This window comes from Salinimicrobium terrae DSM 17865 (assembly GCF_000424665.1).
Lineage (GTDB): Bacteria > Bacteroidota > Bacteroidia > Flavobacteriales > Flavobacteriaceae > Salinimicrobium > Salinimicrobium terrae.
This window is the reverse complement of sequence record NZ_AUKI01000011.1, coordinates 311,290-331,177: the sequence shown is the minus strand read 5'-3', so window position 1 is coordinate 331,177 and position 19,888 is coordinate 311,290. Positions and strand designations below refer to the sequence as shown.

The window sequence follows — 19,888 nt, the reverse complement described above, 5'->3', positions numbered from 1 at the left end:
TTATTTTGTTCCTAGATAGATATAACCCTGAATAGGATTAAATCCGCTTTGTTGAATTTCTACAATATAGAAGTAGGTGCCGGAGGGTAATTGATCTCCGGAAACCGAGTTAATAGATGTTCCATCCCAGTTATTGGTATAATTATTTGAGCTGAATACTTCGTTCCCCCAGCGGTTAAAAACTTTTAAAGTATATATGAAACCACAGTCAATACCTTTTCCTACTTCAAAATTATCATTAATGTTATCACCGTTTGGAGTCACAGCTTTTGAGATACTGTTACTTATATCTTCAATCTCACATGGCAGAACCAGACCACAATCCTCGATCTCAATAGTGATCTCTGTAGAAGAGGGACATCCACCTTCAATTACGTAGGTGAAGGTGTAAAAACCAGCAGCTATATCTGTATTTAAAGAACTACCCGATAATGCTCCAGATAGATCTGTATCGATCCAGGTTCCTGTATCGCTACCACCACTCACCAGGTTATTCAAATCGAAAGATCCAGAGTCGTCGCATATTGCTTCGGAAGGACTGGTAACTATGAGATCTCCCTGCGGTTCCTCTATGGTTAAAGTAGCCGCGTCAGACACACATCCATTTTCGTTTTTTGCAGTTACAGTGTAATTACCTGGAACCAGACTATCGAAAATTCCGTCTGCATCTTCATCGGCAAATTCATTGCCCTCAGCATCAGTAAGGCTGAAGGTCACATCATCAACAAGGGCCAGAACCAGAAATCCTGATGGGTCCTCGCAGGTAGGCTGCATAAGTTCTTCGATAACCGGAGTTGCCGGGCCTTCCGGTGCACTGCTTATTGTTACTGAAAGTGCTTCAGAAACACATCCGTCAGCGTTTCTTGCAACTACAGTATAAGTCCCGGAAGCAAGTTCAGACCAGGAAGTAGTAGTTCCGAAAGCACCTCCGTTAAAGCTGTATTGCATTCCGTCAACTGCAGTAATACTGAACGATCCCGTTGCTACCTCACAGGTAGGCTGAACAGTTTCGGCTACTACAGGAGCGGCAGGAGTTTCAGGTTGTTCGTTTATTGTTAGAGAAAGTGCTTCAGAAACACATCCGTCAGTGTTTCTTGCAACTACAGTGTAAGTTCCCGCTGCAAGGTTGTCAAAAGTGACATTTTCAGAGAACGTTCCACCGTTAAAGCTGTATTCCAAACCGGCCACAGCAGTGACACTTAAGTATCCGGCTGCTATGTCACAGGTAGGCTGAACAGTTTCAGCTATTACAGGAGCGGCTGGAGTTTCAGGCTGAGCATTGATGGTTACAGAAAGTTCTTCTGAAACACATTCGTCAGCGTTTCGTGCTACTACAGTATAAGTTCCAGCTCCTAATTCATTCCAGGAAGTAGAAGTTCCAAAAGCACCTCCGTTAAAGCTGTATTGCATTCCGTCAACAGCAGTGATGCTGAAAGATCCTGTTGCTACGTCGCACGTTGGCTGAGAAATTTCAGCTACTACAGGAGCGGCTGGAGTTTCAGGTTGTTCGTTTATTGTTACTGAAAGTGCTTCAGAAATACATCCGTCAGCGTTTCTTGCAACAACGGCGTAAGTTCCGGCAGCAAGTTCGCTCCATGAAGTAGTTGTTCCAAAAGCACCTCCGTCAAAGCTGTATTCCATTCCGGCCACAGCAGTGATGCTGAAAGATCCGGTGGCCACATCGCAAGTTGGTTGAGCAACTTCGGCTACTACAGGCGTGGCAGGAGTTTCAGGTTGTTCTTCTATTGTCACAGAAAGTTCTTCAGAAATACATCCGTCAGCGTTTCGTGCTACTACATTATAAGTTCCAGCTCCTAATTCATTCCAGGAAGTAGAAGTTCCAAATGCACCTCCGTTAAAGCTGTATTCCATTCCGTCAAAAGCGTTAATGCTGAAAGATCCTGTTGCTACATCACATGTTGGCTGAACAGTTTCGGCTATTACAGGGGCAGCAGGAGTTTCCGGCTGAGCATTAATGGTAACAGAAAGTTCTTCAGAAGTACATTCGTCCGCGTTTCTTGTAACTACAGTGTAAGTTCCGGCAGCAAGCTCAGACCAGGAAGTAGTTGTTCCGAAAGTACCTCCGTCGAAGCTGTATTCCATTCCGGCTTCTGCAGTGATGCTGAAGGATCCGGTTGCAACCTCACATGTAGGTTGAGAAACTTCAGCTACTACAGGAGCAGCAGGAGTATCAGGCTGCTCGTTTATTGTTACTGAAAGTGCTTCGGATACACACTCGTCGGCGTTTCTTGCCACTACAGAATAAGTTCCGGCAGCAAGTTTAGACCAGAAAGTTGCAGATTCAAATACACCTCCGTTGAAGCTGTATTCCATTCCGTCAACAGCAGTGATGCTGAAAGATCCGGTTGCAACGTCACATGTCGGCTGATTAACTTCAGTTACTACTGGAGCGGCTGGAGTTTCGGGCTGATCATTTATTATTACAGAAACTGTTTCAGACACACAACCGTCCTCGTTTCGTGCAACTACAAAGTAAGTTCCGGCAGCAAGTTCAGACCAGAAAGTTGCAGATTCAAATACACCTCCGTTGAAGCTGTATTCCATTCCGTCAACAGCAGTAATACTGAACGATCCCGTTGCTAACTCACATGTAGGCTGAACAGTTTCAGCTACCACAGGAGCAGCAGGAGTTTCTGGCTGAGCGTTGATTGTAACAGAAAGTTCTTCAGAAACACATTCGTCAGCATTTCTTGCTACTACAGTATAAATCCCGGCAGCAAGTTCAGACCAGGAAGTAGTTGTTCCGAAAGTACCTCCGTCGAAGCTGTATTCCATTCCGGATTCGGCAGTGATGCTGAAAGATCCGGTTGCAACTTCGCAAGTTGGATGACTAACTTCAGCTACTACTGGCGCGACAGGAGTTTCTGGTTGTTCGTTTATTGTTACTGAAAGTGCTTCAGAAACACATTCATCAGCGTTTCGTGCAACTACAGTGTAAGTTCCCGCTGCAAGGTTGTCAAAAGTGACATTTTCAGAGAACGTTCCACCGTTAAAGCTGTATTCCATTCCGGCTTCAGCAGTTATGCTGAAAGATCCGAAAGCAACCTCACATGTAGGTTGAGAAACTTCAGCTACTACAGGAGCGGCAGGAGTTTCAGGCTGATCATTTATTGTTACAGAAACTGCTTCAGACATACAACCGTCCTCGTTTCTTGCAACTACAGTATAAGTCCCGGCAGCAAGTTCAGACCATGAAGTAGTAGTTTCAAATGCACCTCCGTTAAAGCTGTATTGCATTCCGTTAACAGCATTAATGCTGAACGATCCCGTTGCAATCTCACATGTTGGGTGAGTAACTTCGGCTACTTCAGGAGCGGCTGGAGTTTCAGGCTGATCATTTATTATTACAGAAACTGCTTCAGACCCACAACCATCCTCGTTTCGTGCAACTATAGTATAAGTACCTGCAGCAAGTTCAGACCAGGAAGTAGTAGTTCCGAAAGCACCTCCGTTAAAGCTGTATTGCATTCCGTCAACAGCAGTAATACTGAACGATCCCGTTGCTACCTCACAGGTAGGCTGAACAGTTTCAGCTACTACAGGAGCAGCTGGAGTTTCAGGTTGAGCGTTGATGGTTACTGAAAGTGCTTCAGAAACACATCCGTCAGCGTTTCTTGCAACTACAGTATAAATTCCGGCAGCAAGTTCTGACCAGGAAGTAGTAGTTCCAAAAGTTCCTCCGTTAAAGCTATATTCCATTCCGGCTTCAGCAGTGATGCCGAAAGATCCTGTTGCAACCTCACATGTGGGCTGAACAGTTTCAGCTACTACAGGAGCGGCAGGAGTTTCAGGCTGAGCGTTTATGGTTACTGAAAGTTCTTCTGAAACACATCCGTCAGCGTTTCGTGCTACTACATTATAAGTTCCAGCTCCTAATTCATTCCAGGAAGTAGAAGTTCCAAATGCACCTCCATTAAAGCTGTATTCCATTCCGGCAACAGCAGTGATGCTGAAGGATCCGGTTGCAACCTCACATGTAGGCTGATTAACTTCAGCTACTACAGGAGCGGCAGGAGTTTCAGGCTGATCATTTATTGTTACAGAAACTGCTTCAGACATACAACCGTCCTCGTTTCTTGCAACCACAGTATAAGTCCCGGCAGCAAGTTCAGACCATGAAGTAGAAGTTCCAAAAGTACTTCCGTCGAAGCTGTATTCCATTCCGTCAACAGCAGTGATGCTGAAAGATCCTGTTGCAATCCCACATGTAGGCTGAACAGTTTCAGCTACCAAAGGAGCGGCAGGAGTTTTAGGTTGATCGTTTATTGTCACTGAAAGTTCTTCAGAAATACATCCGTAGGCATTTCTTGCAACTACAGTGTAGGTTCCGGCAGAAAGGTTGTCAAAAATGACATTTTCAGAGAACGTTCCACCATTAAAGCTGTATTCCATTCCGGCAACAGCAGTGATGCTTAAAGATCCGGTGGCTACGTCACATGTTGGCTGAGAAACTTCAGCTACAACAGGAGCGGCTGGAGTTTCGAGTTGTTCGTTGATGGTTACTGAAAGTGTTCCAGAAACACATCCGTCAGCGTTTCTTCCAACTATAGTATAAGTTCCGGCAGCAAGATCAGACCAGGAAGTAGTAGTTCCAAAAGCACCTCCGTTAAAACTGTATTCCATTGCGTCAACAGCAGTGATGCTGAAAGATCCAGTTGCAACATCGCATGTTGGCTGAACAGTTTCAGCTACTACAGGAGCGGCAGGAGTTTCAGGTTGAGCGTTTATGGTTACTGAAAGCGCTTCAGATACGCATTCTTCAGCGTTTCTTGCAACAACGGTGTAAGTTCCGGCAGCAAGTTCAGACCAGGAAGTGGAAGATCCAAAAGCACCTCCGTCAAAGCTGTATTCCATTCCGCTTACAGCAGTTATGCTGAAAGATCCGGTTGCTACTTCGCAATTTGGCTGAACAGTTTCAGCTACTACAGGAGCGGCAGGAGTTTCAGGCTGATCGTTTATTGTCACTGAAAGTGCTTCAGAAATACATCCATCGTTATTCCTGGCTACTACAGTATATGTGCCGGCAGCAAGTTCAGACCATGAAGTAGTGCTTTCAAAAGCTCCACCGTTAAAGCTGTATTCCATTCCGGCTACAGCAGTGATACTGAAAGATCCGGTTGCTACTTCACATGTTGGCTGAGATACCTGAGCTACTACAGGAGCGGCAGGAGTTTCAGGTTGAGCATTTATTGTTACAGTCAGTTCTTCAGACACACATCCGTCTTCGTTTCTTGCAGTTACAGTATAAGTTCCGGCAGCAAGGTTGTCAAAAATGGCATTTTCAGAGAAGGTTCCACCGTTGAAGGCATATTCCATTCCGCTTACAGCAGTGATGCTGAAAGATCCTATTGCTACATCACAAGTTGGCTGAACAGTTTCAGCTACTACAGGAGCGGCAGAAGTTTCAGGTTGTTCGTTGATTGTTACAGTTAGTTCATCAGAAATACATCCGTCTTCATTTCTTGCAGTTACAGTATAAGTACCTGCAACAAGTTCAGACCATGAAGTAGTGCTTGCAAAAGCTCCACCGTCGAAGCTGTATTCCATTCCGCTGACAGCAGTAATGCTGAAAGACCCTGTTGCTACTTCGCAAGTTGGCTGAACAGTTTCAGCTACTGCAGGAGCAGCAGGAGTTTCAGGTTGAGCATTTATTGTTACAGTTAGTTCATCAGAAACACATCCGTCCTGGTTTCTTGCAACTACAGTATAGGTACCTGTAGCAAGGTTGTCAAAAGTGACATTTTCAGAGAACGTTCCTCCGTCAAAGCTATATTCCATTCCGGCTTCTGCAGTGATGCTGAAAGATCCGGTTGCTACCTCACATGTAGGCTGAACAGTTTCAGCTACAACAGGAGCGGCAGGAGTTTCAGGTTGTTCTTCGATGGTTACTGAAAGTTCATCAGAAACACATCCGTCTTCATTTCTTGCAGTTACAGTATAAGTACCTGCAACAAGTTCAGACCAGGAAGTAGTGCTTGCAAAAGCTCCACCGTCAAAGCTATATTCCATTCCGCTTACAGCAGTGATGCTGAAAGATCCGGTTGCTACTTCACATGTTGGCTGAGATACCTGAGCTACTACAGGAGCGGCAGGAGTTTGTGGTTGTTCGTTTATTGTTACAGAAAGTGCTTCAGAAATACATTCGGCAGCGTTTCTTGCCACTACAGTATAGGTTCCGGCAGAAAGTTGGTCCCATGAAGTTGCAGATCCAAATGCACCTCCGTTAAAGCTGTATTCTATTCCGCTGACAGCAGTAATGCTGAAAGACCCTGTTGCTACTTCGCAAGTTGGCTGAACAGTTTCGGCTACTAAAGGAGCGGCTGGAGTTTCAGGTTGTTCGTTTATTGTTACTGAAAGTGCTTCAGAAATACATCCGTCAGCGTTTCTTGCAACAACGGTGTAAGTTCCGGCAGCAAGTTCGCTCCATGAAGTAGTTGTTCCAAAAGCACCTCCGTCAAAGCTGTATTCCATTCCGGCCACAGCAGTGATGCTGAAAGATCCGGTGGCCACATCGCAAGTTGGTTGAGCAACTTCGGCTACTACAGGAGCAGCAGGAGTATCAGGCTGAGCGTTTATTGTTACCGAAAGTTCTTCAGAAACACATCCATCAGCGTTTCTTGCAACTACTGTGTAAGTTCCGGCAGCAAGTTCATTCCAGGAAGTAGTAGTTCCGAATGCACCTCCGTTAAAGCTGTAAGTCATTCCGGCTTCAGCAGTGATGCTAAAAGATCCGGTTGCTACGTCGCATGTTGGCTGAGAAATTTCAGCTACTGCAGGCGCAGCAGGAGTTTCAGGTTGTTCTTCGATGGTTACAGAAAGTTCTTCAGAAACACATCCGTCAGCATTTCTTGCAACTACAATATAAGTACCGGCAGCAAGTTCAGACCAGGAAGTAGTAGTTTCGAATGCACCTCCGTTAAAGCTGTATTCCATTCCGTCAACAGCGGTAATGCTGAAAGATCCTGTTGCAATGTCGCAGGTTGGCTGTGAAATCTCAGCTACTACAGGAGCGGCAGGAGTTTCGGGTTGTTCTTCTATGGTTACAGAAAGTGCTTCAGAAACACATTCGTCAGCATTTCTTGCAACAACGGTGTAAGTTCCGGCAGATAGGTCCTCAAAAATGATATTTTCCGAGAACGTTCCACCGTTAAAGCTATAATCCATTCCGGCTTCGGCAGTGATGCTGAAGGATCCGGTTGCTACGTCGCATGTTGGCTGACTAACTTCAGCTACTACAGGAGCGGCAGGAGTTTCTGGTTGCACGATAACAACTTCTATAGTCACAGTACAACCGGCAGTATCAGAAATTTCAGCAGAATAGGTGCCGGGAGCAAGACCTATAAGATCCTGTGTAGTGGCAGAAAAATCATTAGGTCCTGACCATTGAATGGAGTAACTTTGGCTTCCTCCCTGAAGAGAAAGATCTATTTCACCGGTATTTACTTCTCCACAACCTAAATCTGTACTGACGTAATTTACTGAAAGTAACTCATTCAGGTTTATTGTTTTTGTTAAGGAACTTGTAGAAATACCATCTTGTACAGTAAGCGTAACGTTGTATATACCTGCACCTTTAAAATCAAAAGCGGGATTGATTTCATTGCTATTGCCTAATCCGGCGAAATTCCAGGTGAATAAGTAGTTCTCTGTATCTCCTCCTGTAGTAAGATTTTCGAAGTCGACAAAAAAATCTTCACATGAAGTGGTGAAATCAAAATTAGCAACTAAAGGAGTTCTGACCAAAATAGAAAATGGAGCTCCATAGCACTGGGCATTCCTCGACAATTTGGTGCAAACTCTTTTTTTGTTATTGGTTTCCCAATCCATGTAGTAGTTTTTCAGTTCCAGTTTATCACCCCAATTCCAGGTAAAGGAAGAGATCTGCTCGATGCTCCCTTGGGGAATTTGTTGTCCTTCGAAAAGACAGGTTGAAACTTTTTCCTGAAAGACGTCATTAATATATACGTCATACTCCAGATATAGAGAATATCCATTTCCAGAACTTCCTCCAAAGCTCGCATAGATAAATCCTGAAACAGGATCTCCTATATTATAGCCTCCATTCGGATCGATAGGATTTTGATTTGCATCAGCAAAGAAAAAATCTGTTACTGTGACGTTCTGGCTGTCACATTGGGCAAAGGTTTTTCCTGGCGAAAAACTTATAAGTGCACCTATAAAAAAAGTAAAGACGGCTTTAAGACCACTTGAAGTATCCATAGAAACTTTCCGAGGATCTAAAAGGTTAGCCAAAAATGAGAGAGTAGTTTTCCAAATCATAGTCGTCATGTTTGAATTATTTCCCGACGACCAATCATATATAGATTAAAGGTCATTCGTGGTAATATATATTTCTGTTCGTTAATATTTGGTCAAGTTCATTTATCCTAAAGCTGGGATAAATTAAATTCTTTTGATTCTTACAAACTTAGTCGATCTGTAGAGGGGAAATCAGATCATCTGGGGCATCTGTCAATCAATTTCAGGAGTAAATGTATCTTCTTGAATCTGTTAAAAAAAGTATTTGAACATCTTTTAGATGTAGTGTGGGGTTTTACGGACAAACTGCACAAAGACAGTAAATTAAACAGGGGGTTTGAAGTCCTCAAATGAAATGGTAGATTATTGGATCAGCAAATTAAATGTGAAAGAAGTGAGAAAAATAGTAATAAAAACTTCTTATTTTTTGCTTATGGAACCCTTAATTTTTCTGGGCTTGTGAGAAGAAATTGCATTTTTAAATTCGAAGAAATAATTACACAATTCAACCTCTTTGACGCCGGTGGATATTAATTATAAAAGGTAGATTTTGTAAATTGGCAGTATGAAAAATAAACTCCACGATTATCGTAGGCTCTACCAGAAACATGAGTTGCTGGAGGAGGAAATTCCTCAGGATCCATTTGATTTATTTCATATCTGGATCAGGGAAACTGAAACTAATAAAGAAGTTGAGGAAGTAAATACAATGAATCTTTCAACTATTGGTTTGGACGGTTTTCCTATGACCAGGGTAGTTCTTCTGAAAGAATATGACAATGAAGGTTTTGTATTCTACACTAATTATGAATCTGAAAAAGGAAAATCTATAGCTAAAAGTCCTAAGGTATGCCTGTCTTTCTTCTGGCCTACGTCAGAGCGACAGGTGATGATTAAAGGTGTTGCAAATAAGGTTTCTACAGAAGATTCTGAAGCTTACTTCCAGTCCAGACCACGTGGCAGTCAACTCGGAGCCTGGGCTTCTCAACAAAGTTCTGTAATCCCGTCCCGTGAATATCTTCAGAAAAAACTGGAATTGCTTGAACAGGAGTTTACGGGAAAAGATATTCCAAAACCTGTATATTGGGGGGGATATAAAGTCATACCGTCTGAATTTGAATTCTGGCAGGGCAGACCAAATCGTTTGCATGATCGTATCTACTACAGTAAGGAGAATGAGAAATGGCGAATTGACAGACTAGCACCATAAATATGAAGAAATTAATACTCGTTAGGCATGGTAAATCTTCCTGGAAGGAAGATTTACCCGATGATGAACGTCCTTTAAAAAAGAGAGCATATAAAGATGCAGGACTGGTTTTAAACGCCTTTTCGGGGTTTCACCAAAAGCCGCTCAAGTTGTGGAGCAGCTATGCCAGTCGTGCTCTTGATACCGCAAAAATTTTTAAAGAAAGACTGGAGGTGGAAGACAAGGATTTTTGTGTCAAAGATGACCTTTATACCTTTGATAGTAAGAATCTTCTAAATGTCATTCGGTCATGCGAAGATGAAATTGAGAATTTAATGGTTTTTGGTCACAATCCGGCTATCACAGGAGTGGCCAACCAAATAGGAGATCAACATTTCTCCAATATCCCTACCACAGGTTTATGTATGATCCAATTTGAAGCAGAAAATTGGCAGGATATAAAAACCGGAAAAACTCTGTTGTATTTATTCCCAAAGAATTTGAGATAGATGGAGGGGAATCAGTATATAAATAGAGAATTGAGTTGGCTGCAATTCAACGCCCGGGTTTTACAGGAAGCTGCAGATAAAACGGTGCCTTTGATTGAGAGGCTGCGGTTCCTTGGGATTTTTTCAAATAACCTGGACGAATTTTTTAAAGTTAGATATGCCACAATAAAACGAATTGATTTAGCAGGAAAAGGAGGGAAAAGCGTTTTAGGAGGTATTAAGGCGAACAAACTTCTGGAAGAAATTACACAGATCGTAATTGAACAGCAAAGCGAAAGTTTAAAGATCCTGGATTCTATTCAAAACAAACTAAAGGAGCACAATATTTTTATTATAAATGAGAAGCAGGTTACAAAAGCACAACAACCCTTTCTCAAAAATTTCTTTATCCAGAAGGTAAGCCCTGCTCTTGTTACCATTGTCCTGAATGACCTTGACGAGTTGCCGCGTCTAAAAGACAGCGCTGCTTACCTGGCGGTAAAGATGGTGATGAAAGATGCAGTTCCAAAAAGGGTGAACTCGAAGATCGTTTCTGGCCAAATCAAGGAAAAAAAATATGTTCTTATAGAAATTCCCAGGAGTATAGAAAGATTTGTGGTACTTCCTAAAGAAGGTGATAAACAACATGTCATTTTGCTGGATGATCTTATTCGTTACCATTTACATTCAATTTTCAATATTTTTGAATATGAGAGTGTTACGGCTCATATGATTAAAATTACTCGTGATGCCGAACTGGATATTGACAGTGATCTTAGTAAATCCTTTATTGAGAAAATTTCGGCCAGTGTAAAAGATCGTATTGAGGGAGAGCCGGTGAGATTTGTATATGATATGAATATTGACCAGGATACCCTTCAGTATTTAATGAATAAGATGGGGATTGACGCAACCGATAGTATTATTCCGGGTGGTCGATACCACAACAGGCGGGATTACATGAATTTTCCAAGTTTGGGTGGGGAAGAGTTACAGTATAAACCTTATGAACCATTGCCTGTTCCGGGACTGGTTTTACAGGGAAGTCTGTTCAAAGAAATCGCGAAGAAGGATTACCTGTTACACACTCCTTACCAATCTTTTGCGTATACCGTAAAATTTTTGCGCGAGGCGGCACTTGATCCTGCAGTAAAATCGATTAGGATAACTATTTACCGGTTAGCCAAGATCTCTCATATCGCAAGTTCTCTTGTAAACGCTGTTAAAAACGGAAAAAAAGTAACTGTACAGATAGAACTTCGCGCACGGTTTGATGAAGTGGCTAATATTAATTATGCTGAACAAATGCAGCGGGAAGGGGTGAATCTTATTTTCGGGGTAAAAGGTCTTAAGGTACATTCAAAAGCATGTGTGGTTGAAAGACTGGAAAATGATAAAACCAGAAGATACGGTTTTATAAGCACCGGAAATCTTAATGAATCTACAGCCAGGGTCTATTCAGATCTGACCTTATTTACGAGTGATCAAAGCATTCTGAAGGAAGTTAGCAAAGTTTTTGATTTTTTTGAAGTGAATTACAAGGTGAATCGATATAAACATTTAATTGTCTCTCCTCATTACACCCGAAGCACCTTGGTGAAGTTAATCCAAACTGAAATTGATAATGCTAAAGATGGTAAGCCTTCCGGGATTCGGCTTAAGTTGAATAGCCTTTCAGATTATCCTCTTATCGATAAGTTATATGAGGCCAGCAGGGCAGGTGTAAAAATGAAATTGATCATCCGCGGGATTTGCTGTCTTGTACCCGGGGTGGACGGAATGAGTGAGAACATTCAGGTGATTAGTATAGTAGATAAATACCTGGAACACCCAAGAATCTACATTTTTGAAAATAGCGGAAATCCTAAAGTATATATTTCATCGGCAGACTGGATGACCCGAAATCTGGATTATCGGGTAGAGGTAAGTTGCCCTATTTACGATAAGGAGATTCAAAAGGAGTTGATGGATACTTTTGAAATTTGTTGGAGCGACAACGTTAAGGCAAGGGTAATTTCTATAAAGCAGGATAACGCTTACCGTCGTAATAACAAGCCACCATTGCGATCTCAATTTGCACTGTATGATTATTATTTTAAGAAACTGGAATTAGAAAAGGAAAAAGTTTGATCAACCAAAGAAAGTTTGCAGCCATAGATATTGGATCTAACGCAGTAAGATTGTTAATAATGACAATCACAGAGCAGGAGGGAAGAGAGCCGCTATTCAAAAAAACCTCACTTGTAAGGGTGCCTATAAGATTGGGAGCCGATGTCTTTCTCACTCAAAATATTTCTGAAGAGAATATTAAACGCATGATAGACACCATGCAGGCTTTCAAGTTGCTGATGCGATCTCATAAGATTGAGAAATTTAAGGCTTGTGCGACTTCGGCAATGCGGGAATCTCTCAATGGGGAAGAGGTGGTACAACTTATTCAGGATAAAACCGGATTGGAAATAAGCATTATTGACGGCACCGATGAAGCCGCAATTATTGCCGCTACAGATCTTCACGCCCTCATTCAATCTGACAAAACCTATCTTTATGTGGATGTGGGAGGTGGTAGTACAGAATTTACCCTTTACTCAAAAGGAAAAACCGTTTCTTCCCGGTCATTTAAATTAGGAACCGTAAGATTGTTGGAAAATATGGTTTCCCGGGATATGTGGACAGAGGTAGAGACTTGGATCAAGGAAGTTACCCGTAAGTATTCCAAAATTGATCTTATAGGCTCTGGCGGGAACATTAACAACATCTTTAAAAGCAGTGGCAAAGCCAATGGGAAACCTCTCAGTTTTTTCTATTTAAGCTCCTACTACCAGTTGTTACAATCCTTTACTTATGAGGAACGGATCACCGAATTAAATCTTAATCAGGATCGTGCAGATGTTATTGTTCCGGCTGCTAAAATATATCTTTCTGCAATGAAGTGGACTCGGGCACGAAGGATATATGTTCCAAAAATTGGACTTTCAGATGGAATTATTAAATCTTTATATCAGGAAACTTTGGAAGCCACTAGCCGTGCATAGTCTCTTTTTTACCAAGATCTTTCATAATTTGGGCCTCAAATTCCAGGAGATTTTGCCATTTTTCATCCACTACCTTTCGATCTCCATATTGTCGGGCAAAATTGAGGAACATGGTGTAGTGATTAGCTTCACTTACCATTAAGCTGCGGTAAAATTCTGCCAGTTCTTTATCCTCAAGATTCTCTGAAAGTAACCTGAAGCGTTCACAACTACGGGCTTCAATTAAGGCCGCATAAAGCAGGCGGTGCGTTAGGTTTGTGAGTCGGCTTCCACCTTTAGGGAAGAAGGTCAACAGTTTTAAAACGTATTCATCTTTTCGATCCCTGCCCAGGGTAAGCCCTCGTGCGAGAATCCTGTCATGTACCATTTTGAAATGTCCCATTTCTTCGCGGGCAAGGGCAGTCATGGCCGTGACCAGATCGGAATATTCGGGATGGGTGACGATAAGAGATATAGCCGTCGAGGCAGCTTTTTGCTCACAATAAGCATGATCTGTGAGGATCTCTTCAATATTTTTTTCAACGATATTGACCCAGCGTGGGTCTGTGGGTAATTTTAAACCTAACATTTAAACATCCAGATCAAAGGTGGAACGTAATTTCTCAATAAGGGGATTTTTCTCCCTCAATTTTTCAAACTTTTCGATAGCGGTAAAAGCAAACTTTTTCTCAGCCTTTTCATTCACCGTAACTTTCAACTGTATGTGGGTGTTTTGAAGTTTCTCCTTGAGAAAACCCATTAAATGATACTGCACTTTTTCCAGTTCCAGCTTCATAGTTTCGTTAGGGAGTTCCACACAAATATTCTTCCCCATAAGAGCGGGAGTATCGGTCTGCATAATTGAAGCCAGGATCTTTTCTCCCTTTTCGTTCTGCTCTTCACAAAATTCCTGCCATGCAGTCTGCATTTGTTCTTCAGAAAACTTACCGTTTCTTACAATTTCTTGCTCTGCTTTGGCTTCTCGTTTTTGAGCTTCAAGTTCTTTTTTCTTCTGAATACTTTTTAGAGAAAGTCCGGAAACTTTTTTTATTCCAACTTCATTTCCTGCATCCGCTTTTACTTCGGAAGGATTTTCTAGAGGAGGATTTTTGACAGCAGTTTCAGCTTGAGAAGCAGAAGGTGCCTGGAAATTTTCTTCAGGAATATTTGTTCCGGCTGAAGTTTCCTGTGTATCGGGTTCCCGCACCTCAGATTCAGAAGTTACAGGAGCACAATCGGCACTTGCTCCGGGAACAGGTTTTGGAAGCTGAGCATCAGTTGGGGCAGCTGAATCTCCCTTGGCGTATTCATTGTTGACAATGACTTCCTTTTCTTTGGTGGAAAGTTTGAAAGCCGGTGCGGGAATTGGTGCGCCCGTAAAGTGATTCGGCGGAATTATATAGCTGCTATCCTTTTTTTTTTCGTCACTAAAAGTGACAGAAGCGAGTTGCATAAGACAAAGTTCCACCAACAGGCGTTGGTTTCGGCTGCTTTTGTACTGTAAATCACATTGGTTGGCCAGTTCAATCCCCTTGAGGAGAAAAGCTGAAGAAGCCTGTTGCGACTGTTGGTAGTACAAAGCTTTCGTATTGTCTCCAACTTCAAGAAGATTTATTGTCTTGGGGTCCTTACAAACAAGCAGATCCCTGAAATGTGAAGCCAGCCCCGCTATAAAATGATGTCCGTCAAACCCGTGACTTAAAATCTCATTGAACAATAAAAGCAGCTGCGGAATTTCATTTTTCAGGATAAGATTTGTAGCCGAAAGATAGGTATCGTAATCGAGAACGTTCAGGTTTTCGGTGACCGCTTGCCGGGTGAGGTTTTTTCCGCTGAAGCTTACCACCCTGTCATATATAGACAAAGCATCACGCATAGCGCCATCGGCTTTTTGAGCAATGATGTGCAGGGCATCTTCATCAGCTTCCACGCCTTCCTGTTCAGCAATGTAACTTAGGTATTCCTTTGCGTCCTTAACGGTTATCCTTTTAAAGTCAAAGATCTGGCAACGGGAAAGGATAGTAGGGATGATCTTGTGTTTTTCTGTAGTTGCCAAAATGAAAATGGCATGCTTTGGCGGCTCTTCCAGGGTTTTAAGGAAAGCGTTAAATGCCGCCTGAGACAACATGTGTACCTCATCAATAATATACACCTTGTATTTTCCAACCTGTGGCGGGATACGCACCTGGTCAATAAGATTTCTTATATCATCAACCGAATTATTTGAAGCCGCATCGAGTTCAAAGATATTAAAAGCGAAATCTTCTTTGGGATCCTGGTTTCCGTCCTGGTTGATCTTTTTGGCGAGAATACGGGCACAGGTAGTTTTTCCTACTCCCCGCGGGCCGGTAAAAAGAAGTGCCTGTGCCAGGTGATTATGTTCTATGGCATTGAGTAGCGTATTGGTTATAGCCTGCTGGCCCACAACATCTTTAAAAGTCTGGGGACGGTATTTCCTGGCCGATACTACAAAATGTTCCATTGAAGTGCTTTGATTTGACAAATATAAAAATACAAAACCGAAGCCGGGAATTATCCCCGGCTTTTTATCCACAAATACATGTTGACACTCTGGGGATAAGTCAAATTTTATACCTCTTAAAAATGGCATTTTAGATGTATATTTGCAGCAAGCAGACCGCCTTATCGCTGCCCTGAATTAAAGCGGGGCGGAGGAAAGTCCGGACACCATAGGGCAGCATAGTGGGTAACACCCATCATCCGCCACGGCGGATAGGACCAGTGCAACAGAAAGGATGTACAGGTAATGCTGTAGTGAAATCAGGTAAACTCTATGCGGTGCAATGCCATGTAAACCGGCTTTTAAGGATTGCCCGTCCGTTGCCGGAGGGTAGGCAGCTAAAGACTTTTGGTAACAAAAGTTTAAGATAAATGATAAGGACTTCAACTTAGGTTGAAGAACAGAATCCGGCTTACAGGTCTGCTTTTTTAGCTTTTTCTTCCACCAGTCTCTTTGCCCATTCTTTGGCAGGCTTTAACTCCATAAAGATTTCGTATGGCAGTTTGCAAAAATTCTTTTCAAAATTTGCCATATTGAGGGAAGAAGGTATTTTACTTACTACACCAATACCGGCTAAGTTTTTTACCTCGTCAAGATTGAGATAAACGGTTGGGTTGACATTGTAGTTGTTTATCCTGTAGGAAAGGTAAACAAAAGGCCTGCTATCATAAAAGTCACTGCAGACCTCAACCAGGTCGGCAACTTGTTTCCCTTCCATAACTTGTCCTTCCCTTGGTTTGGATAAAACAAAATCAGTATGGAATTCAAGTATGGTAAATTCCAGTTCAAGTATTTTCAAGGGTAACGCCATCCTCTAAGTTAAGAAAAAAAACTGAAAACAGAATTCCCGTATTTCCGTACTTCCACGAAATGATCCAGGTGGGAAAGATCTATTTTTTTACTGTGTTCAATAATAAGTGAACCTCCTTCTTCAAGAAGATTTCTGGAAAATGTTAGTTCCACAATTTGCTGTAGTAATTCAACTTCAAAACCGTAAGGTGGATCTGCAAAAATGATGTTTGCAGTTTCTCCTGTCGCTTTAAGAAATTTAAATACATCACTCTTGACGGTTCTTACAGGAAGGTCCAGTTCCTCAGCCTTTTTATTAATGAACTTCACACATTCAAAATGTGCATCAACTGCAATTATCTCTGCCGCGCCACGGGAACCAAATTCATAGGTGATATTCCCTGTGCCGCTAAAAAGGTCAACTACTTTTAATGCTGAAAAATGATACTGGTTGTTAAGTATATTGAAAAGTGCTTCCTTGGCAAAATCTGTCGTAGGTCTTACCGGAAGCTTCTTTGGAGCAATAATTTTTTTTCCTTTATGTATGCCTGAAACAATTCTCATTCGAGTACTTTAAAAAGGGTGTAATGCATATAACCTTTAGGAGGCTCTTCTTTGCTGTTGAAAAGGTAACCAAATGAAGTTTGCAGAAATTTTATTTCCTTCACATAGGTGTAGGCAATATCGTAATAATCTGAATTCTCTTTTATTCTTCCCAAAAGGATCAATTCAAAACTCGAAGGATCAAGATCAAGTTGTTCTGCACAAAAGAGTAAATAATAAATAAAATCTTCCCGGGTTGTGCAGTTGAAGGTATTAGCCAGTTGTAATTGTCCTTTTTGATAAATCAGCAGATCATAACCTCCCGGAAAACAATTTAGATAAACCCTTGTGCCCTCTGTCTGGAAACGATTCTGGATCTGGAATTCTTCAGTTAATATACTTACACAATGGCGATACTCAAACTCCCCATACCTGTCGAAAAAGAAATTATTGATGTTAGTGTATGGGATATACACATTAACAATTTCTGCTGAAGGTATTTCATCCTGTGCCACATAATCTGTTTCCAGGATCTTCGTATTGTATTTTAAATATTCTGAAGTATTTCCTTCTTCAAAAAACGCCTGCGGTACCAGGCTGTATAACTCGTTGGAAAAAAGAACTACAACTTCGGGTTTTCCTCCTCCTAAAAAAGGCTCGTCCTCGTATTGTTTTTCTATTTGCTGCAACACCTGCGCAGGATTTAGTTTCCGGGAAAAGAGCATGTCCTTAAAAAAAACGATCCTTTTCTCGTCTTTGGAAAGGGCACAAAAAGAAAGTCCATTCAGGCTAACCTGAATGGACAACTTTATATTTTTATAATTCAATTCTTTATTCCGCGTCACCATATACTTTTGGCCAGTTACCACTGGTTTTGACATCTTCCATTGAACCAACCTGTATAAAAGGTCCGTTTACATCATCAACACCAACGATTTCTTCTTCCTGGTTAACAAGATCTTTATCCTGGTCATATAAAAGAACTTCTTTAGCAATTCTTGCAACAAATACAGGAATTTGAGTTCCACTTTTATCTAAAGTTCCTGCTTTTAATTCAAATTGTGCATCAACTCCTTCAACGGGCACATTCATCATATTCTTATAGCGATCTGAACCTTTGAAAAGGGAATCTTTAACAGATTTATAACCCAATGTATCAATAACTACGATTTCAATCCTGCGATCAACACCATACGCTTCTCTGTACTCTTCGTCCATAACAGTAGTATCCCTTCTTTGGGTAAGAGTGAATTGTGCAGTATCAATAAAACGAACCAGGTTGTCCCAGTTTCCTTCGAATTCTCCCGTTACAGTACGGTAAGCCAACTCTGCATCTCTTATATCTTTAAGATTCTCAATCACTTTGGCATATCTTTTTTCTTTGACTTCATTAAACTTTATGGGCTCATAAATTGAATTAAAAACCAGGTATCCAAGGAAGATGATCACAATCCAAAGAACTAACTGAATGACAAGTTTCATGCGGGTGCAGTTTAAGATTTAGTTTAGTATTAAGGCAAATCTACAATTTTTTTTTATTCACAAAAGATTCTTCCGAAAAAAACCTTGTTATCTTTGGGCTTCGACGGAAAATGCCCATGGAACAAATTAACGCTGCTTCATTCTACAATTTATTGCTTCAAGACCTGAAATTTGAAGCTAAAATTAAACAGGATATTGCACTACAGCAGCTTGCGACTTTTGTTATAGATGGGAAAAAAGACTCGCTGTTTCTTCTTAAAGGTTTTGCGGGTACGGGAAAAACTACAATAATTAGCTCTTTGGTTAAAAACCTGTGGCAGGTCAAAAAAAGCGGTATTTTACTGGCACCTACCGGACGGGCGGCAAAGGTGATCGCCAATTACTCCGGAAGGGAAGCCTTTACCATTCACAAAAAGATATATTTTCCAAAGAAAACATCGGGAGCCGGAGTAAGTTTTGTATTGCAGCCTAATAAACATAAGAATAGCATTTTTATTGTCGATGAAGCTTCGATGATCCCCGATGTCAACAACGATGCAAAAATGTTCGAGAATGGGTCACTGCTTGATGATCTTCTTCAGTATGTGTATTCGGGACATAATTGTAAATTGATCTTTATAGGAGATACGGCCCAATTACCTCCTGTGAAACTTGAGGTGAGTCCCGCATTGGAGGAACAAAAACTTCAGAATACTTACTTAAAAGAAGTAACTCACATTGAATTAGACGAGGTGGTGCGGCAAAGTGAGGAGAGTGATATTTTACATAATGCGACTTTGATACGTGAGGCTCTGAAAGAGGAGTTTTACGAAAGCTTCAGGTTTGAACTGAGTGGTAAAAAAGATGTGGTAAGGTTGATAGACGGGCACGAAATTATGGAAGCTATTGAAGATTCTTACCGCAACCTGGGCCATGAAGACACTACAATTATTGTGCGGTCCAATAAAAGGGCGAACCTTTACAATCAACAAATAAGGAACAGGATACTTTTCCAGGAAGAAGAGATTTCAGCAGGGGATTATTTAATGGTCGTAAAGAACAATTACTTCTGGATTAAACCCAACAGCGAAGCGGGATTTATTGCCAACGGAGATATTATTAAAGTTTTGGAAATTTTTGCAATTAAGGAACTTTATGGTTTCAGGTTTGCTGAAATTAAAGCGCAGATGGTAGATTATCCCAACATGCAGCCAATAGAAACTGTGGTGTTGCTCGATACCCTGGAAAGCAATAATCCCTCCCTCACATACGATGAGTCAAATCGATTATATCAGGAAGTTATGAAGGATTATGAGGAAGAGCGGTCAAAATATAAGAAGTTCATGAAAGTGAAGAACAACAAATATTTTAATGCTTTGCAAATAAAATTTTCCTACGCCATGACTTGCCATAAATCTCAGGGTGGACAATGGAATACCGTTTTTGTCGAGCAACCCTATCTTCCAAATGGAATTGATAAAGATTACCTTCGGTGGCTGTACACTGCCGTTACAAGGGCGCAAAAAAAATTATATTTGATTGGATTCAAAGATGATTTTTTTGCCCCGGCAGATTAGTCAAAAATTCCATTTTTGGAACCCTT

11 protein-coding genes and 1 other RNA gene are annotated in these 19,888 nt (G+C 41.4%); 6 read left to right on the top strand and 6 right to left on the bottom strand.

All coding sequences use genetic code 11. From position 1 onward, the window contains the following. Positions 1-8,301: a T9SS type B sorting domain-containing protein gene (locus H148_RS0104050; RefSeq protein ID WP_156877199.1), complete on the bottom strand. Its 8,301-nt coding sequence runs from the start codon at positions 8,299-8,301 to the stop codon at positions 1-3. A 544-nt stretch (positions 8,302-8,845) separates the two neighbouring features. Between H148_RS0104050 and pdxH the strand changes: the two genes are divergently transcribed. From pdxH to H148_RS0104025, 4 genes are read left to right on the top strand one after another with little or no spacing between them, the layout of a single operon-like run. After that, positions 8,846-9,490 carry a pyridoxamine 5'-phosphate oxidase gene (pdxH, locus tag H148_RS0104040; RefSeq protein ID WP_029033656.1) on the top strand — a complete coding sequence of 215 codons (645 nt, stop codon included), beginning with the start codon at positions 8,846-8,848 and terminating at the stop codon, positions 9,488-9,490. Positions 9,491-9,492: 2 nt separating this feature from the next. Further along, complete coding sequence (locus H148_RS0104035) at positions 9,493-9,978, top strand: SixA phosphatase family protein (protein ID WP_029033655.1); 486 nt, start codon at positions 9,493-9,495, stop codon at positions 9,976-9,978. After that, complete coding sequence (gene ppk1 / locus H148_RS0104030) at positions 9,979-12,087, top strand: polyphosphate kinase 1 (RefSeq protein WP_029033654.1); 2,109 nt, start codon at positions 9,979-9,981, stop codon at positions 12,085-12,087. It begins immediately after the preceding gene. Continuing rightward, on the top strand, positions 12,084-12,992 hold the full coding sequence (locus H148_RS0104025; RefSeq protein WP_029033653.1) for a Ppx/GppA phosphatase family protein: 909 nt from the start codon (positions 12,084-12,086) through the stop codon (positions 12,990-12,992). The genes ppk1 and H148_RS0104025 overlap by 4 nt, the downstream gene beginning before the upstream one ends. Here H148_RS0104025 and H148_RS0104020 read toward each other — a convergent pair. Both H148_RS0104020 and H148_RS0104015 read right to left on the bottom strand, forming a co-directional pair. Beyond that, the gene (locus H148_RS0104020; protein ID WP_029033652.1) at positions 12,979-13,560 is read right to left on the bottom strand and encodes a MiaE family protein; all 582 of its coding nucleotides are present in this window, start codon (positions 13,558-13,560) and stop codon (positions 12,979-12,981) included. The two genes, H148_RS0104025 and H148_RS0104020, sit on opposite strands and share 14 nt — an antisense overlap. After that, positions 13,561-15,453 carry a DNA polymerase III subunit gamma/tau gene (locus H148_RS0104015; RefSeq protein WP_029033651.1) on the bottom strand — a complete coding sequence of 631 codons (1,893 nt, stop codon included), beginning with the start codon at positions 15,451-15,453 and terminating at the stop codon, positions 13,561-13,563. It abuts the gene before it with no gap. Positions 15,454-15,601: 148 nt separating this feature from the next. On the opposite strand from H148_RS0104015, the gene rnpB reads away from it, so the two are divergent. Next, positions 15,602-15,923, top strand: an RNA gene (gene rnpB, locus H148_RS18280) — RNase P RNA component class A. A 388-nt stretch (positions 15,924-16,311) separates the two neighbouring features. Here the strand turns inward: rnpB and H148_RS0104005 are convergent. Genes H148_RS0104005 through H148_RS0103995 form a run of 3 tightly spaced genes read right to left on the bottom strand, consistent with a single transcriptional unit; the run spans position 16,312 to position 18,306 of the window. Beyond that, on the bottom strand, positions 16,312-16,845 hold the full coding sequence (locus H148_RS0104005; protein ID WP_029033649.1) for an RsmD family RNA methyltransferase: 534 nt from the start codon (positions 16,843-16,845) through the stop codon (positions 16,312-16,314). Further along, positions 16,842-17,672, bottom strand: a complete 831-nt coding sequence (locus H148_RS17170) for a DUF3822 family protein (RefSeq protein ID WP_037324643.1) — start codon at positions 17,670-17,672, stop codon at positions 16,842-16,844. The genes H148_RS0104005 and H148_RS17170 overlap by 4 nt, the downstream gene beginning before the upstream one ends. Beyond that, positions 17,656-18,306: a hypothetical protein gene (locus H148_RS0103995; protein WP_029033648.1), complete on the bottom strand. Its 651-nt coding sequence runs from the start codon at positions 18,304-18,306 to the stop codon at positions 17,656-17,658. The genes H148_RS17170 and H148_RS0103995 overlap by 17 nt, the downstream gene beginning before the upstream one ends. A 116-nt stretch (positions 18,307-18,422) precedes the next feature. Between H148_RS0103995 and H148_RS0103990 the strand changes: the two genes are divergently transcribed. Beyond that, a complete protein-coding gene (locus H148_RS0103990) occupies positions 18,423-19,862 on the top strand; it encodes an ATP-dependent DNA helicase (RefSeq protein ID WP_029033647.1) in 1,440 nt (479 codons plus the stop codon). Positions 19,863-19,888 lie beyond the last annotated feature (26 nt).